This window comes from Pseudomonas sp. Pseu.R1, assembly GCF_045764065.1.
In the GTDB taxonomy this organism is placed as follows: Bacteria; Pseudomonadota; Gammaproteobacteria; order Pseudomonadales; family Pseudomonadaceae; genus Aquipseudomonas.
Genome location: NZ_JBJGEE020000001.1, coordinates 6,329,282 through 6,355,657, shown reverse-complemented (window position 1 = coordinate 6,355,657; position 26,376 = coordinate 6,329,282). Strand labels below are relative to the sequence as shown.

Genomic DNA, 26,376 nt, shown 5'->3' with positions numbered 1-26,376 from the left:
TAGACTCGGTTTTCGGATGTGCCTTGTAGATATGTGCTGGTTTCATGGAGACAGACTTATCAGGCCTGACGCTCTCCACGGCTCAACGCTCCCAGCCTTGTCGAGATCGACTGCATCCCCTTACCCAGCTCACGCAAGGTGCTCGCGTCGCGCGCGCCCTGCTCGCTGGACGCATGAATACGCACGGCCAACTCGTTGATCTCATGGGTGACATGGCTCTGTTCCTGCGCGGCCACGGCAATCTGATGGGCGCGCTGCACGATGTCGTCGAAGCTGTAAACGGTCGTCCCCAGCGTCGCCGCCACCGAGACCGCCTGTTGCACCGATTCCCGGGTCCGCTCGGCGCCGGCCTGCATGGTCGAAACAGCTGACGTCGAGGCGTGGCGCAACTGGGCAATCATTTCCTGAATCTCGTTGGCCGATGATTGGGTCCGGCCTGCCAGCGTTCGGACTTCGTCAGCGACCACGGCGAAGCCACGGCCTTGCTCTCCGGCACGGGCCGCTTCGATAGCTGCGTTAAGCGCCAACAAGTTGGTCTGTTGGGAAATCGACTTGATCACCTCCAGCACACCGCCCACTCGCTCGATGTCATCGCCGAGCTGAGTGATCGCTGTCGCGGCACCGGAAATGTCGGTGGCCAGGGTTTCAATGAACTGGCTGTTGCTGTTCACCTGATCCTGACTCTTCTGCGCCTCGCCCAGTGAGCGGCGCGCCGTGTCTGAACAGTCGGTGGTGTTGTGGGCCACTTCGTTGGCACTTGCCGACATTTCGGTAATGGCGGTAGCCAGCAAAGTATTGTCCTGACGCTGGGCTTCGGCTCGCTCGGCCAGCCCGTGGGACAGTTGCGCCAGATCGTTGGCCTGACGTTCCAGCGACACCGACTCCTGCGCGATGCGCTGCAACATCTCACGCAGCGACCCGGCATAGCGGTTCACCGATCCACGCAATGCACCGATTTCGTCCGCCCGCACGATGGCCAGTTGCGCTTCGCTGTGCCCGCCCCGTCCAAGGCTTTCGATCTGCGCAGTGGTTTCGTCCAATTGCGCTAACAAGCGCCTGCCCGCCAACCACGCCAGCCCCAACAACACGCCCAGAAGCGGCAGCAGAAACAACAGAATCTGCCCGGTCAGACGATTGGCCAGGCCGACCACTCGCGCCTCCGGCGTCACCAGGCCGATGCGCCAGCCGGTGCCCTCCATCGTCGCCAGTGTCACATAGGCCGGGCCGTCGAGCCGCCCGTCACGCTCCAGACGCAAAGTAGAGATCGACGGCAGTTTGCCCGCCAGACGCTCTGCGACCGACTTGAACCAAGGCTGTTGCTGAGTCAGCCCCTCCACGGTCAGCAATCCCTTGGCACCTTTGGCGTCGGGAAAGTACAGCAGGTTGCCCGACGGATCGACCGCAAACGCATAGCCATCGGTCACACCGCCCTTGTCTTTGAGAAAGGCGGCCAGGCCGTCGAGTTTCAAGTCGATGGTCGCGACGCCCGCAAACGCGCCCTTTGCCCGATACGACACGCTGCAAGTGGTCATCGCCACACCGCTGACCGGATCCTGATAGGCATCGGACCAGACACAATGCCCCGGCGCAGAGGATTTGGCGCCGGTGTACCAGGACTCGGCCTGATACGGCGGGGTTTTGCCATCGTTGTATTCGTTGGAAAATTCCAGTCGATTGCTGGCGTTACGCGCCCAGAAAAAACTGCGTCGCTCGGTGCCCGGCGTAAAGGCGTTGGGCTCAGGCCACACGCCGCCACCGGCGATGGCGGTATCGCCCTGACTGTCGATCAGGCCGGGGAAATTGCTCATGAACAGCGCTTCATCATGAGGGAGGGATTCGGCCAGCAACGCCATCGACGCTGCGGTGCCTTCAATACGGCTCAAGGGCAACGCCAGTTGCCGGGTGATGGCACTGGCAGATTGTTCGGCCGCTTCGGTGCCGGCGTCCACCAACTGCGGTTTGCCGCCCAGGGTCATCACCGCAAAAATCGCCACGGCGGTGAGGATCAGCAATATCAGGATTCCCAAGGTCATTCGCCCTGCAATACGGCTGGGAATCAAAGGCATGGTGAAGCTCCAAAGAAAGGTGGTGGTACCTTTGCTACGGCCACGTGTGCAGAAAGTTGAACGTAAACCCCGTGTTTGACGCCTCCACCGACCAGCGGTCATGCACAGCGTCGCGGGTGTAAACCCAGCGTTACACGCCCATGCCGTCTTTAGCGGCCACGACGTGTTCTGGCAGGTCTGCCGCATGCCCGATCCACCACGCATCCAGCGTGTGCCCAACATGGCTCAGCACGCCTTTTGCCGGCTTCAAGGTGTCGATGATTTGCAACGCCAGACTCAGATCATTGTGATTGCGAGGCGCCTGCGGCTGCGGGGGCATCGAGCAGTCGAGGATCAACACATCCAACGCTTGTCGCTGCAAAAACGCGGTGGTGTCGTCTGGCAGGCCCACGGTGTCAGTGAGGTAAGCGACGCAACGTCCGCCACCTCGCAGCAGATAACCCAACGTCGGCTTCGAATGCAGCAGCGGCAACGCGGTGACACTCAACTCGCCAAACACGCGGGTTTCGAACGCGCTGAACGGCTGGCTGAAATCGAGAATCCCCGGGTGTTTGTACAAATCCGACAACCCCTCGGGGTCTGCCGGGCCGTGCACCGGGATCACCAGCCCCTGCCCCCAGCGCAAGTGCAGCAAGCCTTGGGCGTGGTCGGCGTGGTAGTGAGTCTGGAGAATGCCGCTGAGGCTATGGGGCGGGAAACGTTCAGTAAGGTCCGGCAGGCCGCTGTCGATCAACCAGCGCTGGTCCCCCAGTTCGACCAGTGCCGAGCACGGTCGTCGGCGCAGAGATGGATCGTTGTGCGCTGCTTCGCACGCCGGGCATCGGCAGCCATAGACCGGTACCTGCCTTGCATCTCCAGTACCGAGCAAGGTCAGGCGCATGCGTGCTCCCGATCAATGCGTTGTAGCAGGCGCCCGACGGTCTGATCCAGCGCACCGGAGTTGTCCAGCAGCAGAATGGAAGGGTCGTTCGAAAGCAGGTCGTCCGCAAACTGCGCATTGCGCGACAGCCGCGCCTCGATCTCTTCGGCGGACTCCCGACCTCGTGCCAGCAGGCGCTCCCGCAGGACCACCTGATCGACACTCAGCAGCACCACCAACAGGTCGGGATAGCGCGCCCGCGCCTGTGGCAGATGACCGCGTGAACCGTTGATCAGCACGTCATGCCCCTCAGCAAGCCATTGATCGATCTCGACTGGAATCCCGTAATGCAGGCCGTTGGCAAACCAGCTCAAGGCAAACGCACCCTGAGCTTGCATGTCCGCGAACCGTTCGGCGCTGACCGCCTGCGCAGCCTCGCCCTTGGCTTCCGCCGAACGGGTGATGACCCGCCGCACGATCCGACCGCCGCGAGCGGCCATCGGTTCGCGCGCGGCATCCAGCAGGCTGTCCTTGCCCGAACCGGACGGTCCGATGAGATAGATCAACCTGCCTGCCATCAGAAAACCCTCTTCGCTTCTCGCCAGACCTGCCGGATCACCGGCAGGTTGTCCACGGCACGGGCGTGAATCAGATCGCCGCGCAGACCGACGCGGATTTCACCCCGGTCGTGCAACCCTGCCGAACGCGCCGGGGCCAGACTCACGGTGGTCATCGCCTTCGCCAGCCCGACACTCGGCGTCTGCTGATCAGGCTGCTCGTCCAGTTGCTTGCCTAACGTGAACGCTGCCTGCAGCAGACTGGCCGGATAATAATCGCTGGACAGAATATCCAGTAGCCCTTCTTTAGCAAGGGTCGCCGCCGCGATGTTCCCCGAGTGCGAACCGCCACGAACGATGTTCGGCGCCCCCATCAGCACGCTCATGTCCAGACGACGGCAGGCCTGCGCCGCTTCCAGGGTGGTCGGAAATTCGGCGATGGTCATGCCGTAACCCGCCGACTCTTCCACGTGCTCGACCGTCGCGTCGTCGTGGCTGGCCACCGACAAGCCGCGATTCAGGCACATGTCGACGATGGCTTTGCGGTAGCGGTCACTGTAGATCTTCGAGTTGGCGACCTGCTCGACGATGAATGCGTCCATTTGCTCGCTGCTCAAGTGGTACTTGCCCATGTAGTACTCGCGATACTTCGATTCCAGGGCGAACTGACGCTGGCCCGGCGAATGGTCCATGGTCGAGACCAATTGCACCAGTGGCTGCTCCACCAGATCGCGGAATACGCTGAGGGTGTCCGGGTGGCAGACTTCGCAGCGCAGGTGCAGGCGGTGTTCGGCGCGGGTCATGTCGGCGGCATTGGCCTTGGCGATCGCTTCGACCATGCCCGGCAACTGCTGCATGCGTTTGCCCTTGGGGTTGACGTCGCCGATGGACAAAGCGTCGAACACCGTGGTGATGCCTGCGGCGATGATCTGCGCGTCGTGGCTCATCACTGCCGAAGCCGACGGCCAGTCCACGCCGGGGCGCGGACTGAGGTGTTTTTCCAGATTATCGGTGTGCAGCTCGACCAACCCCGGCAGCAGGAAATCACCGTCGAGACTCTGCGCTTGAGGTACGTGACTGATGCCCGGCTGCACGTCGCTGATCAGGCCGTCGCGCAAAACAACGGTGCCAGTAAACACCTCATCAGCAGTGACAATGCGGGCGTTGGTCAGGATCTGTTCGTTCAGCATGCCATCTGTTCCTTCGCAGTCAGTTCAAGGGGGGTCATGTCCAGCACGCGGTCCGACACCGTTTCCCGGGCCAGCCGGTCGTGGAAGATGCCGATCAGCGCGACACCCGTATGTTTGGCCTCGTTGATCAGTTCCAACACCACTTGGCGATTACTGTCATCCAGCGACGCGGTGGGTTCGTCCAGCAGCATCACCGGCCACGGCACCATGAAGCCGCGGGCGATGTTGACCCGCTGTTGCTCGCCGCCGGAGAACGTCCCCGGCGCCAGTTGCCACAAGCGCTGCGGAATATTGAGGCGGGTCAACAGGTGCTCGGCGCGTGCCTGGGCGTCCTCGCGATCCCAGCCGCGAGCCAGCGCCGGCTCCATCACCACGTCCAGCGTGGCGACCCGAGGAATGACTCGCAGAAACTGGCTGACGTAGCCCAGGGTCTGTTGGCGCACCTCCAACACGTCCCGAGGCTCAGCGTCCACCAGCTCCCACCAATCGCCCTGATGCAGCACTCGAATGCTGCCGCCCGCTGGCAGGTAATTACCGTAAATCGTGCGCAGCAACGTGCTTTTGCCCGCGCCCGAATGGCCGTGCAACACCAGACACTCACCGCCACGCACCGAGAAATTCAGGCCACGCAGCACATTGAGAACCACCCCGTTCTGTTGATGAAGGGTGAAAGTTTTCGAGAGGTCACGGACCTCGATCAGCGTGTTCATGTCAGCCCCTTGCGAAAGTCCGGTCATGGTTGCAACACCGACGACACCAGCAATTGCGAATACGGGTGTTGCGGGTCGTCGAGGACCTGATCGGTCAGCCCGGTTTCCACCACCCGGGAACGACGCATCACCATCAGGCGGTCCGCCAGCAAACGGGCCACGGCCAGGTCATGGGTGACGATCACCACCGCCAGGTCCAGCTCCCGCACCAAGCCACGCATCAGGTCGAGCAAACGCGCCTGCACTGACACATCGAGGCCGCCGGTGGGTTCGTCCATGAACACCAGCCGGGGACCCGACACCAGGTTGCGGGCGATCTGCAAGCGCTGTTGCATGCCGCCGGAAAACGTTCGTGGCAAGTCGTCGATGCGTGCCGGATCGATCTCCACCTGCTCCAGCCAGTCCAGCCCCGCTGCGCGCAGTTGCGAGTAATTGCGCACGCCTTGAGCCATCAGCCGTTCGCCGATGTTGGCCCCCGCCGACACCGCCATGCGCAAGCCGTCACGCGGATTCTGCTCGACGAAGCCCCATTCGGTGCGCAGCAAAGTGCGGCGCTGGGCTTCGCTGGCGCTGTACAGGTCGAGCCACTGACCGTGAGTGCTTCGGTAATCGATACGTCCGTCGTCAGGCGGACAACGGCCACTGAGTAGCGACAACAGGGTCGACTTGCCCGAACCGGACTCGCCGACGATGCCCAGCACTTCGCCGGGATACAGCTCGAAACTGACGTCCTGACAGCCCTTTTCCTGGCCATACAGTTTGCTCAGGCCACTGACCCTGAGCAGCGGCTGGCTGCGATCAGAAGCCCACTGCGGTTGAACTTGCCGAGCCGCGATCATGGCGCGTCCCTCCCCTCATTGACGCGCTGGGCGCAGTAATCAGTGTCCGAGCACACAAAGCGTTGCGTGCCCCGATCGTCGAGAATCAGTTCGTCGAGGAACGACTCATGGCTGCCACAAATGGCGCAATGCTGATCCCATTTCTGCACTTCAAAGGGGTGATCCTCGAAATCCAGGCTGGTGACGCGGGTAAATGGCGGCACTGCGTACAAGCGTTTTTCACGACCGGCACCAAACAGCATCAGGGCCGGGTTCATGTCCAGTTTCGGGTTGTCGAATTTGGGGATGGGTGACGGGTCCATCACGTAACGCTCATCCACCGTCACCGGGTAGGCATAGGCCGTGGCGATGTGGCCGAAGGTGGCGATGTCTTCGTAGAGCTTGACGTGCATGACCCCGTAGTCGTTGAGCGCGTGCATGGTGCGAGTCTCGGTTTCCGACGGCTCGATGAAGCGCAACGGCTCGGGAATCGGCACCTGAAACACCAGAATCTGGTCGGCGTGCAACGGGGTTTCCGGGATGCGGTGGCGGGTCTGGATGATCGTCGCCTCTGGGGTGCGCTCGGTGGTTTCAACACCAGCGGTGCGGGCGAAGAATCGACGGATCGACACCGCGTTGGTGGTGTCGTCGGCGCCCTGATCGATGACTTTGAGCACGTCTTCAGCGCCCAGAATCGCGGCGGTCAGTTGCATGCCGCCGGTGCCCCAACCATAGGGCAGCGGCATTTCCCGACCGCCGAACGGCACCTGATACCCCGGAATCGCCACGGCTTTGAGCAGGCCACGGCGAATCATGCGTTTGGTCTGCTCGTCCAGATAGGCGAAGTTGTACGCCTCGTCCCGCGGTTCTTGAGGCAGACGACGCGGTTGTGCAGCAGCATTCATTGGGCCGACTCCTCGATAGGCGTATTGGCAGGCTTGCGCAGCTTGCGGATCAGTTCCAGTTCGGACTGGAAGTCCACGTAGTGCGGCAACTTCAAATGGGAAACAAAGCCCGAGGCTTCGACGTTGTCGCAGTGGGCCAGGACGAACTCTTCCTGCTGCGCGGGCGAGATCACCTCTTCGGCGTATTCCCCGGCGCGCAGCGAGCGATCCACCAGCGCCATGGCCATGGCCTTGCGCTCGGCGTGGCCAAAGGTCAGGCCGTAGCCCCGAGTGAACTGAGGCAGTTCAGTGGCCGAGCCGACAAACTGGTTGACCATTTCGCACTCGGTGACCTCGATCGCGCCCATGCAGATTGGAAAGCCCAGCTCTTCCGGCTCGATCCAGACCTCGACCTCGCCCACGCGAATTTCCCCGGCGAAGGGGTGATTGCGGCCATAACCCCGTTGCGTCGAGTAGCCCAGCGCCAGCAGAAAACCTTCATCGCCACGGGCCAGCGCCTGCAGGCGCTCGGCACGGCTGGCCGGGTACTCCAGCGGTTCGCGGGTGATGTCGGCGACCGCTGCGTCCGTGTCTGCTTCCTCTTTGATCAAGCCTTCTTTGGCCAACAGACCGGACACCCGGGGGCAGGCCTCAACGTTGGCATCAGGCCGGGTTTGCGGCCCCGGAAACTCACCTTCGGCCAGCAGGGTGAAATCCAGCAAACGGTGGGTGTAATCGAAGGTCGGACCCAACAACTGGCCCCCCGGCACATCCTTGAAGGTGGCCGACAAGCGACGGCTGATCTGCATCGCCGAGGTGTCGATGGGCTGGCTGGCGTTGAAGCGCGGCAATGTGGTGCGGTAGGCGCGCAGCAAGAAGATCGCCTCCACCAGATCCCCCGCCGACTGCTTGATGGCCAACGCAGCCAGTTCTTCGTCGAACAGCGAACCTTCGGTCATCACCCGAGCCACAGCCAATGGCAATTGCTGACGAATCTGCTCGACGCCCAGCTCCGCCACCGAGGTGTCACCCCGACGCTGTTTGGCCAAGAGTCTGTGGGCGTTGTCGATGGCCTGCTCGCCCCCTTTGACGGCAACGTACATCAGGCACCTCCCATGGACGACTGCGGGTTGGACAGCACTTGGGTGCTGCGCGGCAAGCCCATCAGTTCGCTGCCCGCGACAAAGAACACGTCGATGCCTCGGGGAAAGTCATTGCGCGATTCACGCTCGGCCCAGAACGCGTCCTGCAAGGGCAGGCTGACGTGGTTCTTGCTTTCGATCCCCGGCCCTTGCCAGGCCAGTTGACGCCCGCCTTGCAGGCTCGGCAGCTGCACCAGCAGCGTGCAGGACTGGTCGGGATAACGGTCGTTGCCCAGATCGAAGCCGCTCAGGTCATGCAACTGGCTGTCGTCGAGCAAGGCGAAGCGTGCGTTCTGCCGATCACTGACAATCGGGCAACCGCAGTGAAAGGTCAGGTTGGCGCGAATCGCCTGGGTGTCGAACGCCGGGGCCAGCCACAGCGGGGTGTCGACGTCCAGTAGCGCCAGGCACAGGGCGTGACTGGCCGACGCCAGCCCTTCCAGATGCGGCGGGATCTGCGCCGACGACAGGCTCTGGGCCACGCCCGGCCCGGCCAGCGCTTTGAGGGCCGCGCGGAAGCTGCGCTGGGCGTCCAGCACCGGATCGTCGAACCCGGGCTGCAAAAAGGACTGCAAAAGGGAGCCAGTTGCGAGCGTCGTACTCATCAGTTTTCTCCTCTGACCAGCGTGAAGAAATCCACTTTGGTCGCGGCGGTTTCGGCTTGTTGTCGGGAGCGGCGCACAGCCTGAGCCTGCGCCAGGGGGTCGATCAGTTCAGCGATCCAGTGAGCCTGTTGCGGGCCTTGCAGATGGGCGTCGGCCAGTGCGGCGAGTTCGGCGTGCGCCTTGTCGCGCCCGGCCAGGTAGCTGTAGCCGGTGCGCCCATCCGCCAGGCGCACCACACAACGGGTCACCGTCATTTCGCCGACGTTGAAGGCAGCGCCGCTGCCGCCCATGCGACCGCGCACCAGCGTCATGCCGACTTCCGGGGCGCGGATCAGTTGGTAGTCGGCGTCACGCAGGGCGGCTTCATGGGCCAGCAACTCGGCGTGACGGGTACGGGACAACACGCCAATCCAGTGCTGGCGAGCGGTCAGTTCAAGAGGTATCGAAGCAGTCATTGAGTCCGTCATGGGCGACATCTCCGTCAGGTGATGATCTGGTACTGGAAGCGATCCGAACGGCTGGTGGAATGGGCAATCTCCACCGGGTGGCCGTCCGCATCGCGGGATAGGGTCAGCACGGTCAACGCGGGTAAATGGCGCGGCATCAGCAGCACGCTCGCCTCCTCACGGCTGGGCAGGCGAGCGCCGACCAGGCTGAACGCGCGAGTCAGCGTCAGATCACGGGACTTGAGGTATTGGCGCACTGATCCGCTGACGTAATCGGCCATCAGGTCGGCGTGGCTGGCGCAGTAGCGGTGACGAATCAGGCTGACCGGCAGGCCATCGAGACGCCGCAGGGTTTGCAGTTCGATCAGCGGCGCATGTTCTTCAAGGCCCAGATGCTTGGCTTCTTCACGGGTGGCCGCGCATTGACGCCGCTGCAAAAGTACGGCCTCGACGCCATGACCCAACGCAGACAGCGACTGGCTGTAGGCGCTTTCAGCAGCCACCGGGTACAGCAGTGGTCGCCCCAACACCTGCGTGCCTTTACCTTGGCGGCGCAGCAGGCTGCCTTCGCGCACCAATTCATCGATAGCCCGGCGCACGGTGTGGCGGTTGACGTCGAAACGGGCCGCCAGTTGAGTTTCGGCGGGCAAGAATTCTCCGGCGATGTAGCGGTTCAATTCGCGCCGCAAGGTATCAGCGAGTTCCCGATACCTCGGTTCTCTTTGCAGCGGTTCCCGCTGCGGGCGTTCGGATTGTCTAGACAACTGCATGGCTAAAAAAAGGGTTCGCACCCTCTCCTGTCAGAATCGTTAGATGAACTGCTTGCGCAGGCGCTGGGAAAAGATGTCGATGACACTGACCACCACGATGATCACCAGCAGCACCGAGCAGGTCTGGGTGAACTGAAAGGCGCGGATGTTTTCCCAGAGGATCACACCGATGCCGCCTGCGCCGACCATCCCCACCACCGTTGCCGAGCGCACGTTGGATTCGAAGCGGTACAAGGCGTAGGAAATCCACAGCGGCATGACTTGCGGAATCACCCCGAAGATCACTTCCTGCAAGGCACTGGCCCCGGTGGCGCGCACCCCTTCCACCGGCCCCGGATCGATGGCTTCGACCGCCTCCGCGAACAGCTTGGCGAGCACACCGGTGGTGCTGATCCACAGGGCCAGAACACCGGCAAACGGACCCAGCCCTACCGCGACCACGAACAGCATCGCGAAGACCATTTCGTTGATGGAGCGGAACGCATCCATGACGCGGCGCAAGGGGTGGTGAACCCACCATGGGGTGATGTTTTCCGCGCACAGCACACCCAACGGCACCGAACAGACAATGGCCAGAAAGGTGCCCCACAGGGCGATGTGGACGGTGACAAGCATTTCCTTGAGGTAGGCGCGCCACTCGTGGAAGTCAGGCGGGAAGAAGTCGGCGGCGAAGGTCGCCATGTTGCCGGAGTCGCGGTACAGGGCCAGCGGGTTCATCTCGGCGCCGTGCCAGGCCCAGGCCATCATCGCCAGAAACAGACCCCAGCCCAGGTATTGCGGCCAGGTGCGTTTGCCGACCGCGTCAGCGTATACAGCGTGTGTGGTCATCAGGGGATCTCGATATCGAGTGCATGAGAGACGGGCGCGACGACTCAACGTCGCGCCCTGCTGGTTAGCCCGCCTTGGCGGTGCCCTGCTTTTCCAGCTCCGAGATGCGGTCCTGCAACGTCGTCAGGCTGGCGTCGATCTCTTTAAGGCGGCTGGCCTTTTCATCAGCGCTCAGGCTGGTGCTGGCGGTGGTTTCGGTCTTCTGCTTGAACAGTTCCAGTTGGCGAATGGTCAGCAACTGGTCATCCGAGGACTTGAGGAACTTGCCCATCTGCATGTTCTTCAACACGCCCTTCTCTTCCTCGGTGTCGCCATAGGTCGCGAAGAATTCGCGGATGGTGTTCTTGGTTGCGTCGGACAGGCCCTTGCGCCAGACCATCGGGTCGGCCGGGATGATCGGCGACTTCCAGATCACTTTGAGCTTGGCCGCGCTTTCCGGCTGGGTGACCTCCAGGCGGTCCATGCTTTCGGTGTTGAAGGTGGCAACGTCCAGTTGACCTTTGGCGACGCTGAGGGCGTTGACTTCATGGCTGGAGTTCAACGTGCGCTTGAACGCAGTGGCGGCATCGACGTGGTTCTTGGCGAACACGTAGTAACCCGGCACCAGATAGCCTGAGGTGGAGTTCGGGTCGCCATTGCCGAAGGTCAGCTCTTTGGCGTGCTTGAACATGTCGTCAATGGAATTGATCGGGCTGTCCTTGCGCGCAATGATCAGGCTCCAGTAACCCGGCGCGCCGTTGGCAGCAGCGGTCTGGGCGAAGATCTCGCCACCGGAACGGTCCACCGCTTCCATTGCCGCCTTGTTGCCGAGCCACGCCACATCGACCTTGTTGAAGCGCATGCCCTGAATCAGCCCCGCATAATCCGAGGCAAAAGTGGCGTTGACTTTCAGGCCGGTCTTTTTCGACATGTCGTCGAGGAACGGCTGCCACACGCTTTTCAGGTTCTGGGACGATTAGGTGGACATGATGCCGAAGTTGATAGTGGTCTCATCAGCGTGCGCGGTGCCCATCAGGCAGCCTGCGACGACGGCGGCAGACGCGAACACGCGACCGATACGGTTCAACATGAAATGCTCCTGGTACGTGGGTTGAGGTGTTGTGTGTTGTGTGTTGTGTGTTGTTGGATTTCGATCAGGCTTGAGCCAGCATCAAGCGCGTCGGGCGCTCGGCGCTGCGGGCCTGGTCGGCGAACATCAGGCTGGCGTCGGCATCGGCACCGTATAGGTCGTTGAGGAACTGACCGCTGAGGTCGGCACCCTGGCCGTCGAAATGAATGCGTCCGCCTTTCAAGGCCACCGCGCGTGGGCAATAGCGCACGGCGTAGTCCACTTGATGCAGGGTCACGACCACGGTTTTGCCGTCACGGCGATTGATGTCAGCAAGGATTTCCATGACCTTGCGTGCGGACTCGGGGTCCAGTGAAGCGATGGGTTCGTCGGCCAGAATCACTTCAGCCTGTTGCGTCAAGGCGCGGGCAATGGCGACGCGTTGCTGCTGGCCGCCCGACAGGGTGGACGCGCGTTGCTGAGCGAAATCCGCCAGCCCGACGCGGTCCAGATTGGCCATGGCACGGGCCTTTTCTTTGGCGCTGAACATGCCCAGGCTGCCACGCCAGCGCGGCATGCGGCCCAGGCAACCGAGCAGGACGTTGTCCAGTACGCTCAGGCGATTGACCAGATTGAATTGCTGAAAGATGTAACCGATGTCGGCGCGCAGACGGCGCACTTTGCCGTTGAGACGGCCCGAAGCCTGCACTTCGCGGCCCAGCACGCGGACACTTCCGCCGTTGCTGCGGTCGCAGCACGCGAGACCGGCCAGATGGCGTAAAAGCGTGGATTTACCCGACCCGGAAGCGCCGATCAGCGCCACCATTTCTCCGGGTTGTATAGACAACGCCAGATCAACCAGAGCGGTCTTGCGGGCGAATGTCTTGTTCAAGCGGTCGACGTGGATAGCAGCGTTCATGGAAGGCGTCTCTTGTCTGTCTGTGGGCGACGTTCAGTGCCAGTGACACTAGAGAGACGCTATGGCAGTTCAATGAACCGGCGATGACCACCGCATAACAGTTTGTTGACCGTTTGATGCCAGGTTTTTCATGGATTTTGTCGACAACTTCGATGAAGGTGGCGCTGTAGAGAGGTTGTTGGCTAGACAAGTGGGAGGAGGATCATCCAAAGCAATCCGACGCGCGCAATCTCCCATCAACGAAAATGTCGGAGGAATTGCCATAAAGACGCCAGTCACGCTATATGACTGCCATCCCAGACAACGTCCGCGAGGCTACAGTGCTTCCCGAAACCATCACCCTCAACGACGCAGCCAAGCGAATGGCCAAAATGCGCGGACGCGTTGGGCTGTGTTTCGTTGCCAGCCTTTCAATCATCGCAGGCATGACCGATGCGATCGGCTTCATGGTCGCTGGCGACTTTGTATCGTTCATGAGTGGTAACACCACGCGATTGGCGGTGGCTGCTGGCAGCGGTAACGGCGCGCTGGTTGTGCACATCGGGATGCTCATCGCCGCTTTCGTGTTCGGCAATGCGGTCGGGGTGATCGCGGCTCGAATGTCAAGGCGACGCGCCTGGCCGCTGCTGATGGCGATTGGAGGATTGCTTTGCCTCTGCGGACTGATGGATGTTGGCGCATTCCCATTCTTGTTGGCGGTGCTCGCGATGGGCATGATCAACGCTGTGGTGGAGGAAGTGAACGGGCTGCCGATCGGCCTCACCTACGTCACTGGCGCCCTCTCCAGATTTGGTCGAGGCCTCGGACGCTGGATAATAGGCGAGCGCCGCAATGGTTGGCGGGTTCAGCTCATACCGTGGGGTGGAATGCTGCTAGGCGCCATTCTTGGCGGTGTGCTGGCCCAGTCTCTGGGCATCAAAGCCATGCTCGTCAGCGGTGCCACCACCTTCCTGCTCGCCATGTTGTCAGCCGCTATCCCGCGGAGCTGGCAACTGAGTTTTATGCCGAAATAGGACTCAACGGCACACATCATCGATATACGATTGGGTCGCCTTCAAGGCGGCCTGGTCGTCACCTGCCAAATCCGTGCCTGGGTGACCGAATATGAACCATCCACGACGAATACCCATCCATCGCCATACAACTGCCGTCGCGACTGTGCGACAATGCGCGCAAATTCCAAGGTGACCCCCGCCCTCATCGCCCGGCAGCTCGGCACACTCCGTGCAGACGCTGCCGTTGACGTTTGGGCGCTGAAAAAATTCCGGCCGCTATCGTTCCGGTCTCCGGCCACCTTTTTGCTTTCCGTAAGTTATTGATAGGTAAACGCTTTGATCTCCACCGCGAATATCACCATGCAGTTCGGCCCCAAGCCGCTGTTCGAGAACGTTTCGGTCAAATTCAACAACGGCAACCGTTATGGTCTGATCGGTGCCAACGGCTGTGGCAAGTCGACCTTCATGAAGATTCTGGGCGGTGATCTGGAACCGTCGGGCGGCCAGGTGATGCTGGAGCCGAACGTGCGTCTGGGTAAATTGCGCCAGGACCAGTTCGCCTACGAGCAATTCACCGTGATCGACACCGTGATCATGGGCCACGAGGAGCTGTGGAAGGTCAAGGCCGAGCGTGACCGCATCTACTCGCTGCCGGAAATGACCGAAGAAGACGGCATGGCCGTGGCAGAGCTGGAGACCGAGTTCGCTGAAATGGACGGCTACACCGCCGAATCCCGCGCCGGTGAGCTGCTGCTGGGTCTGGGCATTCCGCTGGAACAGCATTTCGGACCGATGAGTGAAGTCGCACCAGGCTGGAAGCTGCGGGTGTTGCTGGCTCAGGCGCTGTTCTCCGACCCGGAAGTGCTGCTGCTCGACGAGCCGACCAACCACCTGGACATCAACACCATTCGCTGGCTGGAAACGATTCTTACGGCGCGTAACAGCACCATGATCATCATTTCCCACGACCGTCACTTCCTGAACAGCGTGTGCACCCACATGGCTGACCTGGACTACGGTGAGCTGCGCCTGTTCCCAGGCAACTACGACGAGTACATGACCGCCGCGACCCAGTCCCGCGAGCAACTGCTGTCGGACAACGCCAAGAAGAAAGCCCAGATCGCCGAACTGCAGACCTTCGTCAGCCGCTTCTCGGCCAACGCCTCGAAAGCCAAGCAGGCCACTTCCCGCGCCAAGCAGATCGACAAGATCCAGTTGGCCGAGGTCAAGCCATCGAGCCGCGTCAGCCCGTTCATTCGCTTCGAGCAGACCAAAAAGCTGCACCGCCAGGCCGTGACCATCGAGAAGATGTCCAAAGGCTTCGACGGCAAGACCCTGTTCCAGAATTTCAGCTTCACCGTTGAAGCGGGCGAGCGTGTAGCGATCATCGGCCCGAACGGTATCGGCAAGACCACCCTGCTGCGCACCCTGATGGGGGAACTGACCCCGGATGCCGGTTCGGTCAAATGGACCGAAAGCGCGGAACTGGGCTACTACGCTCAGGACCATGCCCACGATTTCGAAGACGACGTCACCCTGTTCGACTGGATGGGCCAGTGGACCCAAGGCGAGCAGATGATCCGTGGCACCCTGGGCCGCATGCTGTTCTCCAACGATGAAATCCAGAAGTCGGTGAAGGTGATTTCCGGTGGTGAGCAAGGCCGCATGCTGTTCGGCAAGCTGATTCTGCAAAAGCCGAACGTACTGGTGATGGACGAACCGACCAACCACCTGGACATGGAATCCATCGAAGCGTTGAACCTGGCGCTGGAAAACTACCCGGGCACGCTGATCTTTGTCAGCCACGACCGCGAGTTCGTGTCGTCGCTGGCCACGCGCATCATCGAACTGAGCGCGAACGGTGTGACCGACTTCAGCGGCACCTATGATGACTACCTGCGTAGCCAGGGCGTGGTGTTTTAATCACGCTGTTTTTCAGTAGCTCCCCGCTTCAAAACCTGTGGGAGTGAGCTTGCTCACGATGGCGTTTTGTCAGTCACTATCAATGTGACTGCGCTTCAGCAATCGTGAGCAAGCTCACTCCCACAATGTTCCTCATGCATCAGCCGGGACGGGACCACCCATGCGTTCCTTGCCAAGTTTAAATCGTTAGCCTGCTTTCTTTTCAATTTGCCTCAGGCGATGATGACGCACTCCCACCGCTCCAGCGAAGAGTCCTCATGTCTGCCGCCCTGCCGCCCCATACGCCTGCCCAGAACGTCAGTTCGATGGCGATCACCCTGCAAATCGTCTCCATCGTTTTCTATACGTTTGTCGCCTTCCTGTGCATCGGCTTGCCGATTGCGGTCATGCCCGGCTACGTGCACAACCAGTTGGGGTTCAGCGCGGTAGTCGCGGGACTGGTGATCGGCTCGCAATACCTCGCAACGCTGATGAGCCGCCCGGTGGCGGGCCGGATCTGCGACACGATTGGCACCAAACGCGCCATCGTCTACGGGCTGCTGGGCATCGCGCTCAGTGGTGTGCTGACGGTCGCGGCGGTGCTGCTGGAGCGGTCTGCGGGCGCCAGCCTGGTGATTCTGGTGATCGCGCGCCTGATCCTGGGCGGCTCTCAGGGCTTGATCGGTGTGGGCACCATCAGTTGGTGCATTGGTCAGGTGGGCGCAGAGCACACGGCACGCTCGATTTCCTGGAACGGCATTGCGTCCTACGGCGCCATCGCCATCGGCGCGCCGCTGGGGGTGTTGATGGTCAATGCACTGGGCTTCGTCAGCCTCGGACTGGTACTCACGGCGCTCGCCTGCGGCGCCTTGTTGCTGATCCGCAACAAGCCACCCGTTCCCGTGGTGAAGGGAGAGCGCATGGCCTTCTGGTCGGTGTTCGGCCGGGTTGCGCCTTACGGGCTGGGCCTGACCCTGTCGTCGATCGGCTACGGCACCCTGACCACCTTCATCACCCTGTATTACGTCAACCGCGGCTGGGAAGGCGCAGCGTGGTGCCTGACGGTGTTTGGCGTCTGCTTCATCGTGGCGCGGCTGTTCTTTATCAGCGCGATCACCCGCTTTGGCGGTTTCCGCTCGGCCATCACCTGCATGTCGGTGGAAACCGTCGGCCTGATCATGCTGTGGCTGTCGCCGAACACGACCGTGGCCTTGATCGGCGCGGGCCTGACCGGTTTCGGTCTGTCGCTGGTGTACCCGGCCATCGGCGTCGAAGCGATCAAACAGGTCCCCAACAGTAGCCGTGGCGCGGGGCTTGGGGCTTATGCGGTGTTCTTCGATTTGGCGCTGGCCATCGCAGGCCCCTTGATGGGCGCCATTGCGCTGGGCATGGGCTACGGCTGGATTTTCTTCTTCGCCGCGCTGCTGTCCGTCCTCGCCCTGGGCCTGACGTTGCTGCTGTCACGCCGTCCGGCTGTCGACACCCGGGTCTGAGCCGACGCTAGTCAGCGGCGAGCAGAAAAAGCTGAACTGCGGTCAGGCAGACCGGTCGGAACTAGCACATTCCCTCGCAACAGGAGCGAGCGCGTGACTTCCGAATCCGCTGGCGCAAGCTTTCCCCCCTCGGACATGGCCGGGGCTCGCGATGTCCACCGGCTGCGTGTACTCACGGTCAACACCCACAAGGGGTTCACGGCGCTGAACCGGCGTTTCATTCTGCCGGAACTGCGTGAAGCCGTGCGCAGTACGGGGGCGGATCTGGTGTTCTTGCAAGAAGTGCTGGGCGGCCACGACCGTCATGCCGAGCGTTACCACAACTGGCCAGTGACCTCTCAATACGAATTTCTCGCCGACAGCATGTGGAGCGATTTTGCCTATGGGCGCAACGCGGTGTACCCGGATGGCCACCATGGCAATGCCCTGCTGTCCAAGTACCCGATCTTGCAATACCGCAACCTTGACGTCTCCATCACCGGCCCCGAACGCCGTGGGCTGCTGCATTGCGTCCTGCAAGTGCCCGGTCACGATGAGGTGCATGCGATTTGTGTCCATCTGAGCTTGCTGGAAAGCCACCGTCAGTTGCAGTTGGACTTGCTTTGCGCCTTGCTCGACTCCTTGCCTGAACAGGCGCCAGTGGTGATCGCGGGAGACTTCAACGACTGGCAGTTACAGGGCAACAAACGTCTGGCGCGCTGCACCTATTTGCATGAAGCGTTCGAACGTAGTCACGGACGGCTGGCCAAGACCTACCCGGCGCGGTTTCCGCTATTGCGTCTGGACCGGGTGTACCTGCGCAATGCCACCAGTCACAACCCGAAGATTCTTGGGACTCGGCCTTGGACGCACCTTTCGGACCATTTGCCGTTGGCAGTTGAAGTGCATATGTAAAGGCGCGCTTTGTTAAACACGTACACCGTTGCAGCACCGCTTGCTGACGGTAGTGTCCTGGGCACCGTTGCCAGCGGCAGGCCAAATTGCAGAAAAGGAATCTGCGTACGCCGAAAGGCGCTTTGCCACTGTATCCGTCTGTCCGGTAATGCCCGGATTGTTTAAACCAACCGCCGCTTGATCCATCCGATTAAGGGCGAGCCACATGACTCGCTTTTCTCATAACAAGAGGTAAGTAATCATGGCTAATACCGGAAAATCGAACCCTGGCAATTTCGCCAACGATCGCCAGAAAGCCAGCGACGCAGGCAAAAAAGGCGGCCAGGCTTCGGGTGGCAGCAATGTCGCCAACGACCGGCAGAAAACAACCGACGCCAACCGCGCAGACGCCAACAAAAAAGGGGGCTCAATGCCACAAGGCGGCGCAGGGCGTAAATCCTGATCAATGGCTGATCAGTGCAATGAGCGAGGGCGCAAGCTCTCGCTCTTTTTTATCGTCAAGAAATGAACCCGTTCACTCGTCCGGATCGATCAGCGGCACCGTAGCATCGCGGTCGAACTGAGAACCGGGGTCTTCGTTGCCGGGATCGTTGTCGACGTCCACTTCCACGTCTTCGTCGTCCAACGGCTGCGGTGGGGTGTGCAGTGGGCTGTGCATGGCAGGTTCCTCATACAGTGGGCAGATTCAGCTGCCGCTGACCATCCAGTGGACGGCGTGTTCGTCGAACCTCAATTGCTCGACACGATGGGCGATACCACAGGCAATCGAGTCTTCGGCGCGAATCACTTTTTCTTCCGATGACAGGCAGCGGCCGATGTCCAGCGGCTGCGACGCCCCCTCGGTTTCACTCAGGTAAATGTTCACGTAGCGTTGCAGGTCGTTGTCCAGGCTGCGCAGGTATTCACGGATGCGTGAGTGATCCACCGAACTCTGGTTGAAGTACCAGCTCATCGGGTGAATCAGGAATCGCGAATGCGGACAGACGATTCGCTCCTGGGCCGCCAGGTACATGACGATGCCCATGGACTCGATGTTGCCGCTGTTCAGCGCGCGAATCGGCACGTGCAACGACTTGAGAAAATTGTAGAGGGTAAAGCCCAACGCCGTGCTGCCCCCAGCCGTCGACAGGTTGAGCAAAAGACCCGTCGCGCCCTTGCCGATGGCCTCCAGGCAGCGGTCGCGAAAGTGCTCGGTACTGGTCTGATCGACTCCACAGTGGAAATGGACGATGTGCTCGCTCATCGACTTCCCTCCCTTTCCGGTTGATTGAAGCGCTCTGAAAAATTGGAAGCCACGCGTTCGGGAAAAGTTGCATCGCCCAGGTTGAGTCGAACTCCTGCTTCACTGAACGATCTCTACCCCATGCCGGACAGCTCCATTGCCGGTTTTCCATGACGCCAGACAGGACACTTTCATGAGTCTGCACGACAAGATCATTGGCCGCCTCGGCTTCGGCGCCGCGCCACTGGGCAACATGTTCCGCGACATCAGCGAAGAGGAAGCCATCGCTACCGTGCAATCGGCTTGGAATCAGGGCATTCGCTACTTCGACACCGCGCCGCTGTATGGCTCAGGCCTGTCCGAGCAACGACTGGGCAAGGCGTTGGCCCATGTACCACGGGATCAGTACACCCTCAGCACCAAGATCGGACGGCTGGTCTCCGATGAACTGGACTCCCAACCCCGCAGCGGCCCGTTCACCGATGGCCTGAAGAACAAGATCCTCACCGACTATTCCGCCGATGCAACGCTACGTTCCATCGCGGCCAGCCTTGAGCGCCTGAACACCGATCGGCTGGACATCGTGTTCGTTCATGACATCGCGCAGGACGCTCACGGTGACGAGTGGATCGAACATTTCAACGTCGCGCGCAAAGGTGCATTTCGCACCCTCACTCGTTTGCGCGAAGAAGGCGTGATCAAGGCCTGGGGCCTGGGCGTCAACCGTGTCGAGCCTTGCGAATTGACGCTGGATTTGAGTGAAGCACAACCCGACGGCTTTCTCTTGGCCGGGCGCTATTCATTGCTCGATCACGATCAGCCGTTGCAGCGTTTGTTCAACAAAGCCCGTGAGCACAATGCTGAATTCGTCGTCGGTGGGCCGTACAGCTCGGGGGTGTTGGTGGGCGGCAAGCACTTCGAATATCAGGAAGCGCCCCAGGCGATGCTGGACAAGGTCGCACACATTCAGGAAATCGCCCGGCAGTATCAGGTCGACATCAAGGCCGCTGCATTGCAATTCGTGCTGGCCAACCCGTTGGTGGCGGCGGTGATACCAGGGGCCAGCCGTCCGTCGCGAATTGCCGAAGACGTTGCAGCGCTCAATGCATCGGTACCGGTTGGCTTCTGGCAGGCCATGCGTGATCAGGGGTTCATTGCGGCGCAGGCACCGGTGCCCGTAAAAGCTTGACCTGCCTCGGCCCGGTTTCTGCCCGGAGGGCGAGCGTGGCTTGGTCTGGGCTTCATCTGTCACCCAAACATTGACTCAACTGTCATTTCCGATAGTCTTGCCGCTGCACTGTATACAAAAACAAATACAAATAGCGCCGGAGATTGTTGAACATGCCAGTTGACAACACCCTCGATCCAGACCTCGCTGTCCGTGCCTCCACCGCTGAATATCCCGCACTCAGCCCCCGTCTTTACAACGATGACCTGGCGCCAAGCAGGCGCGAAGGCCGCACTTGGGGTGGATACAGTATCTTTGCCTTATGGACCAATGATGTACACAATCTCGCCAACTACTCCTTCGCCATCGGCCTCTATGCCTTGGGCCTCGGCGGTTGGCAGATCATGTTGTCCTTGGCCATCGGCGCCGCGCTGGTGTATCTGTGCATGAACCTGACCGGCGACATGGGCCAGAAGACCGGGGTGCCATTTCCGGTGATCAGCCGGGTCAGCTTCGGGATTTTCGGCGCGCAGATTCCGGCGTTGATTCGCGCGGTGATCGCCATCGCCTGGTTCGGCATTCAGACTTACCTGGCCTCAGTTGTCCTGCGGGTGTTGCTCACCGCACTGGAACCGGCGCTGGACAATTACGACCATGATTCATGGCTGGGCCTGTCGACCTTGGGCTGGTTGTGTTTCGTCGCCATCTGGCTGGTGCAGTTCATGATTCTGGCCTATGGCATGGAGATGGTCCGCCGCTATGAAGCGTTTGCGGGTCCTGTGATTCTGGTGACCGTGGCCAGCCTTGCCGCATGGATGTTCATTCAGTCCCATGGACAGATTGCCTGGTCGATAAAGTCGCCGCTGGAGGGCGCGTCCATGTGGCGCAGCATCTTCGCGGGCAGCGCGTTGTGGCTGGCGATCTACGGCACGTTGATTCTCAATTTCTGTGATTTTTCTCGCTCGGCGCCGTGTAAAAAGACCATCCGCAAGGGCAATTTCTGGGGCCTGCCGGTCAACGTGCTGCTGTTCGCCTTCATCACCGTGGTCATCTGCGGCGCGCAGTTCTCGATCAACGGCCAGGTCATCGAAAGCCCGACCGATATCATCAAAACCATCCCCAATACCTTCTTTCTGGTGCTGGGTTGCCTGGCCTTTCTGATCGTCACGGTGGCGGTGAACATCATGGCCAACTTCGTCGCCCCGGCCTTCGTACTCAGCAGCGTGGCGCCGCGCTACCTGACCTTCCGCCGTGCCGGGATGCTCAGCGCCACCGTCGCGGTCCTGATCCTGCCGTGGAACCTCTACAACAGCCCGGTGGTGATCGTGTATTTTCTGTCAGGCCTGGGTGCCCTGCTCGGCCCGCTGTATGGCGTGATCACCGCTGACTACTGGCTGCTGCGCAAGGGCCGGGTCAACGTGCCGCAGTTGTACAGCGAAGACCCTGAAGGCGCCTATCACTACTGGCGTGGTGTGAACCCGCGGGCCGTCGGCGCGTTCATTCCGGCGGCGATGATTTCCACGGTCACGGCCCTGGCACCGGCCTTCGAGTCGGTATCGCCGTTTTCCTGGTTGATGGGTGCAGCCATCGGTGCCGCCTTGCACCTGCTGCTGGCCGACCGCCGCCAAACCTTCAAAGACGTCAGTGGCGAGGCCATTGCCGTCAACACCGTTCAGCATTGATCGCAAGCGAGAGACCGTCACCCATGCGAATTTTGATCGTCAACGTCAACACCACCCAATCGATGACCCAGACCATCGCCGAGCAGGCGCGCAGTGTCGCGTCGCCTGGCACTGAAATCGTCGGCCTGACCCCGCGTTTCGGTGCCGAGTCGGTGGAAGGCAACTTCGAAAGCTATCTGGCGGCGATTGCCGTGATGGACCGGGTGCTGTCCTACGATCAGCCCTATGACGCCGTGATTCAGGCCGGTTACGGCGAACATGGCCGCGAAGGTTTGCAAGAGTTGCTGGACGTGCCGGTGGTGGACATCACCGAAGCGGCAGCCAGCCTGGCGATGTTGCTCGGCCACAAATATTCGGTGGTGACGACGCTGGACCGCGCCGTGCCATTGATTGAAGACCGGCTGAAGCTGGCGGGCGTGTACGAGCGTTGTGCATCGGTGCGGGCCAGCGGCATGAGCGTGCTGGAACTGGAGGAAATGCCGGACCGCGCGCTGGAGGCGATTGCCGGTCAGGCCGTCGAGGCGGTCAAGCAGGACAAGGCCGAAGTGATTTGCCTGGGCTGCGGCGGCATGGCGGGGTTGGACCAGTTGATTCGTGATCGCGCCGGGGTGCCGGTGGTCGATGGCGTGACCGCGGCGGTGGCGCTGGCCGAATCGCTGGTGCGCCTGGGGTTGAAGACCTCCAAAGTGCGCACATACGCGACCCCGCGCTCTAAAAAGGTGGTGGGTTGGCCGTTCAAGCTCTGACCCACGCTGCCCCTGATCACGCGTAGCCACGCTCGGTCTGTAGCAGTCCGGCTTGCCGGCGGTGGCGTCCTTGAAATCGTCGCCGCCGGCAAGCCGGACTGCTACAGGTCAAGCGGCGGGCAATGAGCACCCGGCGGCGACATAGCGATGTGCGATCTTGCGCCAATCGTTTACTATCCCCGCCGCCGGTTTCCACACGGAATTAATAGGGAATCCGAAGGCCCGTCCACCGGGCCGAAACGGAACTGTCCCCGCAACTGTAGGCGCTGAGCCCTGCTTCCCGTTTGCCACTGGGTCACCCCGGGAAGGCCGAAGCAGGACGACGATGCGCCAGTCAGGAGACCTGCCGGCAAGCGTCAATCATTCACCGGCGGGGTGTCCGGGGGAGGACTCCCGAGTGCGCCTCGCGCCGCTTTCGCTCGTCTGCCAGCGATTCGGGATGTACTTTCCACTGCCTGCGCCGGTCATCAGGTTCATTGGAGAAGCCCTCGATGTCGCTGCGCCGCCTTGCCTCATTGTTCACCGGTCTGACGCTGTCCAGCGCAGCCTTCGTGTCCACCGCCATCGCGGCGCCGACCCACTATCCCCTGACCGTCAACAACTGTGGCGTGCCGCTGACGTTCACCCACGCCCCGCAAAAAACCGTGACCATCGGCCAGGCGGCCACCGAGATGCTATATGCGCTGGGCCTGAGCCAGCAGGTGGTGGGCACCTCATTGTGGTTCAACGAGACCCTGCCACAGTTCAAGGCTGAGAATGCCACCATCGAGCGCCTGGCCGACAATACGCCCAGCTTCGAATCGGTGATCGGCAAACGCCCGGACTTCGTGCCCGTGCAGTTCGAATGGATGGTCGGCCCCCAAGGCGCGGTCGGCACGCGCCAGCAGTTTCAGGACTTGAAGATTCCCACCTACATCCTGCCCTCGGACTGCGAGGGCAAGAACAACCTGGTCGGCGCCGACGGCACGCGCACCGAGGCGTTTCGCATCGACACGCTGTACAAGAGCATCGCGCAACAGGCAGAGATCTTCGACGTGCAGGATCGCGGCCAGCAGTTGATCGACGGCTATAAGGCTCGCCTGGCCCACGCCATCGATCAGGCAAAGCAGCATGACGCCCGCAACGTCTCGGCGGTGTTCTGGTTCTCAAGCCCCGACATCAACACCGACCCTTATGTGGCCGGGCGCAAAGGCATTCCCAACTTCATGCTCGACACCCTGGGCATGCGCAATATCATCACCTCTGACGAGGAATGGCCCACCGTGGGCTGGGAAACCATCGCCAAGGCCAACCCGACGATTCTGGTGATTGCACGCATGGATCGCCGCCGATTCCCGGCGGACGATCACGAGAAGAAACTGGCCTTTCTCAAATCCGATCCGGTGACCCGCAACATGGACGCGGTGAAGAACAACCGCATCGTGATCATGGACGCCAGTGCCATGGAATCCGGTATTCGCCTGTTCGACGGCATCGAGCAACTGGCCAAGGCCACTGAGACGCCATGAACACCTTGAGCGTCGCCCGATGGCTGGGCCACGGGGTATGGGTCAGTGCGTTGCTGCTGGTGGCGATTGTCGCAGGCGTGGCCATTGGCGAAACGTCCATCAGTCTGTCGGCCATCGCTCAGGTGCTGGCCAACAAGCTGTGGGCTGCAGGTTTCCCGGTGGACCCGATCGACGAGGGCATCGTCTGGAACTACCGCTTGACCCGTGCCATCGTCGCGGCGGCCTGTGGCGCCGGACTGGCGATTTCGGGTGTGGTGCTGCAATCGCTGCTGCGCAATGCCCTGGCCGATCCGTACTTGCTGGGGATTTCGGCAGGGGCATCGACCGGCGCCGTGCTAGTGGCCATCGTCGGCCTGGGTGCCGGGGCCATTTCCCTGTCCACCGGCGCGTTCGTGGGTGCTGTCGCTGCGTTCGCCATGGTCGCCCTGCTCGCCCGTTCGTCACGCACCGGGAGCGGTCCCCATGCAACGGGCCAGATCGTTCTCGCGGGTATCGCCGGGTCGCAGCTGTTCAACGCCCTGACCTCGTTTCTGATCACCAAATCGGCCAACGCCGAACAGGCCCGGGGCATTCTGTTCTGGCTGCTGGGTAATCTGAGTGGTGTACGCTGGAACTCCGTGGTCCTGGCGGTGCCAGTGGTGCTGCTGGGGCTGGGTGTCTGCCTGTGGTATCGACGCTCGCTGGATGCCTTCACCTTTGGCACCGACTCGGCGGCGTCACTGGGGATCCCCGTACGTCAGGTGCAAATCGTATTGATCGCCACCACTGCATTGGTCACGGCAGTGATGGTCTCCATCGTCGGTTCGATCGGTTTCGTCGGGCTGGTGATCCCCCACGCCGTGCGCATGATGGCCGGGGTGCGACACTCGCGACTGCTGCCATTGAGTGCCTTGAGCGGCGCGCTGTTTCTGATCGCGGCGGACGTCGTTTCACGCGTCCTCATCAAGGGTCAGGTCTTGCCCATCGGGGTCATTACCGCGTTGGTGGGGGCGCCGGTGTTCGCGCTGATTCTGATCCGGGGGAACCGCAGCCGATGAATGCTTGCGTGGAACAAGCCTGCAGCGCACTCGCAGGGGTCAATCTGAGTTACAGCGTCAAGGGCGCGGTACTGCTGCGGGACGTCAGTCTGGCGATTCGTCCGGGGGAAAACCTGGGGATTGTCGGCCCCAACGGTTCGGGCAAGTCGACCCTGATCCGGCTGCTCGCCGGGATTGTGATGCCGTCGGCGGGCGAGGTGTCATTGTCTGGCCAACGTCTGACGTCCCTGCGTCGACGCGACATCGCGCAGCGTCTGGCGGTGGTCGAACAGCAGGCCGAAACGGACGATGCCATCAGCCTGCTGCAAGCCGTGGAGTTGGGGCGCACGCCTTGGCTGTCGGCGTTGGCGCCGTGGAGCGCGGAAGATACGCGCATTGTCGATCAGGCAATGGCCGACGTAAGTCTGCATTCCCTGCGTCATCGGGCTTGGCATACGCTGTCCGGTGGCGAACGCCAGCGCGCGCACATCGCCCGGGCACTGGCGCAGCGACCGCAGATTCTGTTGCTGGACGAGCCGACCAATCATCTGGACATTCAGCAGCAACTGTCGATTCTCAAGCTGGTGCATCAATTACCGGTGACCACCGTGATTGCGCTGCACGATCTGAATCAGGCGCTGGCCTGTGACCGTCTGGCGGTGATGGAGCATGGACGGCTGGTGGCGTTGGGATCGCCCTTCGAGGTGCTGACGCCGGAGCGCTTGCACAGCACCTTTGGCGTTCACGGACACTGGCTGACCGATCCATTCGATGGCGCGCGGATCCTGCGCTTGCGATAGCAAAGGCAAATCCCCCATCCCCGCACACCCGTTACCCATGTCCCCGGTCCATACATCTTGGCGAATGGGTGAAACCGCTTCGCTCCTCGCTTGGCTCTGACTGACGCC

Annotated in this window: 26 protein-coding genes, 2 pseudogenes and 1 riboswitch; of the genes and pseudogenes, 11 read left to right on the top strand and 17 right to left on the bottom strand. The window is 61.5% G+C overall.

Features of this window, described 5'->3' with window-relative positions:
* Positions 1–59 precede the first annotated feature (59 nt).
* From ACI5GA_RS28825 to phnC, 15 genes and pseudogenes are all read right to left on the bottom strand, one after another.
* Positions 60–767, bottom strand: a complete 708-nt coding sequence (locus tag ACI5GA_RS28825; protein ID WP_404638054.1) for a methyl-accepting chemotaxis protein — start codon at positions 765–767, stop codon at positions 60–62.
* A 417-nt stretch (positions 768–1,184) separates the two neighbouring features.
* Positions 1,185–1,853: pseudogene (locus ACI5GA_RS28820) on the bottom strand (PDC sensor domain-containing protein); the annotation flags it as partial.
* A 343-nt stretch (positions 1,854–2,196) separates the two neighbouring features.
* Positions 2,197–2,946: a phosphonate metabolism protein PhnP gene (phnP, locus tag ACI5GA_RS28815; protein ID WP_421425371.1), complete on the bottom strand. Its 750-nt coding sequence runs from the start codon at positions 2,944–2,946 to the stop codon at positions 2,197–2,199.
* Positions 2,937–3,503 carry a phosphonate metabolism protein/1,5-bisphosphokinase (PRPP-forming) PhnN gene (gene phnN / locus ACI5GA_RS28810; RefSeq protein WP_404637599.1) on the bottom strand — a complete coding sequence of 189 codons (567 nt, stop codon included), beginning with the start codon at positions 3,501–3,503 and terminating at the stop codon, positions 2,937–2,939. The genes phnP and phnN overlap by 10 nt, the downstream gene beginning before the upstream one ends.
* The gene (locus ACI5GA_RS28805) at positions 3,503–4,672 is read right to left on the bottom strand and encodes an alpha-D-ribose 1-methylphosphonate 5-triphosphate diphosphatase (protein WP_421425369.1); all 1,170 of its coding nucleotides are present in this window, start codon (positions 4,670–4,672) and stop codon (positions 3,503–3,505) included. The genes phnN and ACI5GA_RS28805 overlap by 1 nt, the downstream gene beginning before the upstream one ends.
* Positions 4,666–5,382 (bottom strand): phosphonate C-P lyase system protein PhnL, encoded by a 717-nt coding sequence (phnL, locus tag ACI5GA_RS28800; RefSeq protein ID WP_421425368.1) that lies wholly within the window; start codon positions 5,380–5,382, stop codon positions 4,666–4,668. The genes ACI5GA_RS28805 and phnL overlap by 7 nt, the downstream gene beginning before the upstream one ends.
* 23 nt (positions 5,383–5,405) lie before the next feature.
* Positions 5,406–6,221 carry a phosphonate C-P lyase system protein PhnK gene (phnK, locus tag ACI5GA_RS28795; protein WP_421425367.1) on the bottom strand — a complete coding sequence of 272 codons (816 nt, stop codon included), beginning with the start codon at positions 6,219–6,221 and terminating at the stop codon, positions 5,406–5,408.
* Positions 6,218–7,105 carry an alpha-D-ribose 1-methylphosphonate 5-phosphate C-P-lyase PhnJ gene (locus ACI5GA_RS28790; protein ID WP_404637591.1) on the bottom strand — a complete coding sequence of 296 codons (888 nt, stop codon included), beginning with the start codon at positions 7,103–7,105 and terminating at the stop codon, positions 6,218–6,220. Before ACI5GA_RS28790 ends, phnK begins: the two co-directional genes overlap by 4 nt.
* Complete coding sequence (locus ACI5GA_RS28785) at positions 7,102–8,187, bottom strand: carbon-phosphorus lyase complex subunit PhnI (RefSeq protein ID WP_421425366.1); 1,086 nt, start codon at positions 8,185–8,187, stop codon at positions 7,102–7,104. The genes ACI5GA_RS28790 and ACI5GA_RS28785 overlap by 4 nt, the downstream gene beginning before the upstream one ends.
* Positions 8,187–8,831 carry a phosphonate C-P lyase system protein PhnH gene (gene phnH, locus ACI5GA_RS28780; RefSeq protein WP_404637587.1) on the bottom strand — a complete coding sequence of 215 codons (645 nt, stop codon included), beginning with the start codon at positions 8,829–8,831 and terminating at the stop codon, positions 8,187–8,189. The genes ACI5GA_RS28785 and phnH overlap by 1 nt, the downstream gene beginning before the upstream one ends.
* Complete coding sequence (phnG, locus tag ACI5GA_RS28775) at positions 8,831–9,286, bottom strand: phosphonate C-P lyase system protein PhnG (RefSeq protein WP_404637585.1); 456 nt, start codon at positions 9,284–9,286, stop codon at positions 8,831–8,833. Before phnG ends, phnH begins: the two co-directional genes overlap by 1 nt.
* A gap of 26 nt (positions 9,287–9,312) precedes the next feature.
* Positions 9,313–10,047, bottom strand: coding sequence for a phosphonate metabolism transcriptional regulator PhnF (phnF, locus tag ACI5GA_RS28770; RefSeq protein ID WP_404637583.1), 735 nt, complete (start codon positions 10,045–10,047; stop codon positions 9,313–9,315).
* Positions 10,048–10,086: 39 nt separating this feature from the next.
* Positions 10,087–10,875 (bottom strand): phosphonate ABC transporter, permease protein PhnE, encoded by a 789-nt coding sequence (gene phnE / locus ACI5GA_RS28765; protein WP_404637581.1) that lies wholly within the window; start codon positions 10,873–10,875, stop codon positions 10,087–10,089.
* 64 nt (positions 10,876–10,939) lie between these two features.
* Positions 10,940–11,944, bottom strand: a pseudogene (gene phnD, locus ACI5GA_RS28760) (phosphonate ABC transporter substrate-binding protein).
* 64 nt (positions 11,945–12,008) lie between these two features.
* Positions 12,009–12,842 (bottom strand): phosphonate ABC transporter ATP-binding protein, encoded by an 834-nt coding sequence (gene phnC / locus ACI5GA_RS28755; protein WP_404637577.1) that lies wholly within the window; start codon positions 12,840–12,842, stop codon positions 12,009–12,011.
* 320 nt (positions 12,843–13,162) lie between these two features.
* Between phnC and ACI5GA_RS28750 the strand changes: the two genes are divergently transcribed.
* From ACI5GA_RS28750 to ACI5GA_RS28730, 5 genes are all read left to right on the top strand, one after another.
* Entirely contained in the window at positions 13,163–13,855 is a 693-nt protein-coding gene (locus tag ACI5GA_RS28750) for a YoaK family protein (RefSeq protein ID WP_421425560.1), read from the top strand.
* A gap of 318 nt (positions 13,856–14,173) precedes the next feature.
* Positions 14,174–15,760 carry an ABC-F family ATPase gene (locus tag ACI5GA_RS28745; RefSeq protein WP_421425365.1) on the top strand — a complete coding sequence of 529 codons (1,587 nt, stop codon included), beginning with the start codon at positions 14,174–14,176 and terminating at the stop codon, positions 15,758–15,760.
* Between the two features lie 257 nt (positions 15,761–16,017).
* Positions 16,018–17,232, top strand: a complete 1,215-nt coding sequence (locus ACI5GA_RS28740; protein WP_421425363.1) for an MFS transporter — start codon at positions 16,018–16,020, stop codon at positions 17,230–17,232.
* A 135-nt stretch (positions 17,233–17,367) separates the two neighbouring features.
* Positions 17,368–18,126 (top strand): endonuclease/exonuclease/phosphatase family protein, encoded by a 759-nt coding sequence (locus ACI5GA_RS28735; protein WP_421425559.1) that lies wholly within the window; start codon positions 17,368–17,370, stop codon positions 18,124–18,126.
* Positions 18,127–18,367: 241 nt separating this feature from the next.
* A complete protein-coding gene (locus tag ACI5GA_RS28730) occupies positions 18,368–18,568 on the top strand; it encodes a general stress protein (protein WP_421425362.1) in 201 nt (66 codons plus the stop codon).
* A gap of 72 nt (positions 18,569–18,640) precedes the next feature.
* Here ACI5GA_RS28730 and ACI5GA_RS28725 read toward each other — a convergent pair whose 3' ends face one another.
* A complete protein-coding gene (locus ACI5GA_RS28725) occupies positions 18,641–18,784 on the bottom strand; it encodes a hypothetical protein (protein WP_404638083.1) in 144 nt (47 codons plus the stop codon).
* Positions 18,785–18,811: 27 nt separating this feature from the next.
* On the bottom strand, positions 18,812–19,369 hold the full coding sequence (locus ACI5GA_RS28720; RefSeq protein WP_421425361.1) for an ATP-dependent Clp protease proteolytic subunit: 558 nt from the start codon (positions 19,367–19,369) through the stop codon (positions 18,812–18,814).
* Positions 19,370–19,541: 172 nt separating this feature from the next.
* Between ACI5GA_RS28720 and ACI5GA_RS28715 the strand changes: the two genes are divergently transcribed.
* The 6 genes from ACI5GA_RS28715 to ACI5GA_RS28690 all read left to right on the top strand — a co-directional run bounded on the left by ACI5GA_RS28715 (position 19,542) and on the right by ACI5GA_RS28690 (position 26,268).
* Positions 19,542–20,537 (top strand): aldo/keto reductase, encoded by a 996-nt coding sequence (locus ACI5GA_RS28715; RefSeq protein ID WP_421425360.1) that lies wholly within the window; start codon positions 19,542–19,544, stop codon positions 20,535–20,537.
* A gap of 152 nt (positions 20,538–20,689) precedes the next feature.
* Positions 20,690–22,198 (top strand): NCS1 family nucleobase:cation symporter-1, encoded by a 1,509-nt coding sequence (locus ACI5GA_RS28710; protein ID WP_421425358.1) that lies wholly within the window; start codon positions 20,690–20,692, stop codon positions 22,196–22,198.
* 23 nt (positions 22,199–22,221) lie between these two features.
* The gene (locus ACI5GA_RS28705; protein ID WP_421425356.1) at positions 22,222–22,944 is read left to right on the top strand and encodes an aspartate/glutamate racemase family protein; all 723 of its coding nucleotides are present in this window, start codon (positions 22,222–22,224) and stop codon (positions 22,942–22,944) included.
* 169 nt (positions 22,945–23,113) lie between these two features.
* A riboswitch (cobalamin riboswitch) is annotated at positions 23,114–23,309 on the top strand.
* Positions 23,310–23,435: 126 nt separating this feature from the next.
* Positions 23,436–24,452: an ABC transporter substrate-binding protein gene (locus tag ACI5GA_RS28700; protein WP_421425353.1), complete on the top strand. Its 1,017-nt coding sequence runs from the start codon at positions 23,436–23,438 to the stop codon at positions 24,450–24,452.
* Complete coding sequence (locus ACI5GA_RS28695) at positions 24,449–25,489, top strand: FecCD family ABC transporter permease (RefSeq protein ID WP_421425350.1); 1,041 nt, start codon at positions 24,449–24,451, stop codon at positions 25,487–25,489. Before ACI5GA_RS28700 ends, ACI5GA_RS28695 begins: the two co-directional genes overlap by 4 nt.
* On the top strand, positions 25,486–26,268 hold the full coding sequence (locus ACI5GA_RS28690) for an ABC transporter ATP-binding protein (protein ID WP_421425348.1): 783 nt from the start codon (positions 25,486–25,488) through the stop codon (positions 26,266–26,268). The genes ACI5GA_RS28695 and ACI5GA_RS28690 overlap by 4 nt, the downstream gene beginning before the upstream one ends.
* Positions 26,269–26,376 lie beyond the last annotated feature (108 nt).

Bases quoted from the DNA above. Each gene is read 5' to 3' on its own strand.
- ACI5GA_RS28825 (WP_404638054.1), bottom strand. From the start codon at position 767: ATGTCGGCAAGTGCCAACGAAGTGGCCCACAACACCACCGACTGTTCA.
- phnP (WP_421425371.1), bottom strand. From the start codon at position 2,946: ATGCGCCTGACCTTGCTCGGTACTGGAGATGCAAGGCAGGTACCGGTC.
- phnN (WP_404637599.1), bottom strand. From the start codon at position 3,503: ATGGCAGGCAGGTTGATCTATCTCATCGGACCGTCCGGTTCGGGCAAG.
- ACI5GA_RS28805 (WP_421425369.1), bottom strand. From the start codon at position 4,672: ATGCTGAACGAACAGATCCTGACCAACGCCCGCATTGTCACTGCTGAT.
- phnL (WP_421425368.1), bottom strand. From the start codon at position 5,382: ATGAACACGCTGATCGAGGTCCGTGACCTCTCGAAAACTTTCACCCTT.
- phnK (WP_421425367.1), bottom strand. From the start codon at position 6,221: ATGATCGCGGCTCGGCAAGTTCAACCGCAGTGGGCTTCTGATCGCAGC.
- ACI5GA_RS28790 (WP_404637591.1), bottom strand. From the start codon at position 7,105: ATGAATGCTGCTGCACAACCGCGTCGTCTGCCTCAAGAACCGCGGGAC.
- ACI5GA_RS28785 (WP_421425366.1), bottom strand. From the start codon at position 8,187: ATGTACGTTGCCGTCAAAGGGGGCGAGCAGGCCATCGACAACGCCCAC.
- phnH (WP_404637587.1), bottom strand. From the start codon at position 8,831: ATGAGTACGACGCTCGCAACTGGCTCCCTTTTGCAGTCCTTTTTGCAG.
- phnG (WP_404637585.1), bottom strand. From the start codon at position 9,286: ATGACTGCTTCGATACCTCTTGAACTGACCGCTCGCCAGCACTGGATT.
- phnF (WP_404637583.1), bottom strand. From the start codon at position 10,047: ATGCAGTTGTCTAGACAATCCGAACGCCCGCAGCGGGAACCGCTGCAA.
- phnE (WP_404637581.1), bottom strand. From the start codon at position 10,875: ATGACCACACACGCTGTATACGCTGACGCGGTCGGCAAACGCACCTGG.
- phnC (WP_404637577.1), bottom strand. From the start codon at position 12,842: ATGAACGCTGCTATCCACGTCGACCGCTTGAACAAGACATTCGCCCGC.
- ACI5GA_RS28740 (WP_421425363.1), top strand. From the start codon at position 16,018: ATGTCTGCCGCCCTGCCGCCCCATACGCCTGCCCAGAACGTCAGTTCG.
- ACI5GA_RS28735 (WP_421425559.1), top strand. From the start codon at position 17,368: ATGGCCGGGGCTCGCGATGTCCACCGGCTGCGTGTACTCACGGTCAAC.
- ACI5GA_RS28730 (WP_421425362.1), top strand. From the start codon at position 18,368: ATGGCTAATACCGGAAAATCGAACCCTGGCAATTTCGCCAACGATCGC.
- ACI5GA_RS28725 (WP_404638083.1), bottom strand. From the start codon at position 18,784: ATGCACAGCCCACTGCACACCCCACCGCAGCCGTTGGACGACGAAGAC.
- ACI5GA_RS28720 (WP_421425361.1), bottom strand. From the start codon at position 19,369: ATGAGCGAGCACATCGTCCATTTCCACTGTGGAGTCGATCAGACCAGT.
- ACI5GA_RS28715 (WP_421425360.1), top strand. From the start codon at position 19,542: ATGAGTCTGCACGACAAGATCATTGGCCGCCTCGGCTTCGGCGCCGCG.
- ACI5GA_RS28710 (WP_421425358.1), top strand. From the start codon at position 20,690: ATGCCAGTTGACAACACCCTCGATCCAGACCTCGCTGTCCGTGCCTCC.
- ACI5GA_RS28705 (WP_421425356.1), top strand. From the start codon at position 22,222: ATGCGAATTTTGATCGTCAACGTCAACACCACCCAATCGATGACCCAG.
- ACI5GA_RS28700 (WP_421425353.1), top strand. From the start codon at position 23,436: ATGTCGCTGCGCCGCCTTGCCTCATTGTTCACCGGTCTGACGCTGTCC.
- ACI5GA_RS28695 (WP_421425350.1), top strand. From the start codon at position 24,449: ATGAACACCTTGAGCGTCGCCCGATGGCTGGGCCACGGGGTATGGGTC.
- ACI5GA_RS28690 (WP_421425348.1), top strand. From the start codon at position 25,486: ATGAATGCTTGCGTGGAACAAGCCTGCAGCGCACTCGCAGGGGTCAAT.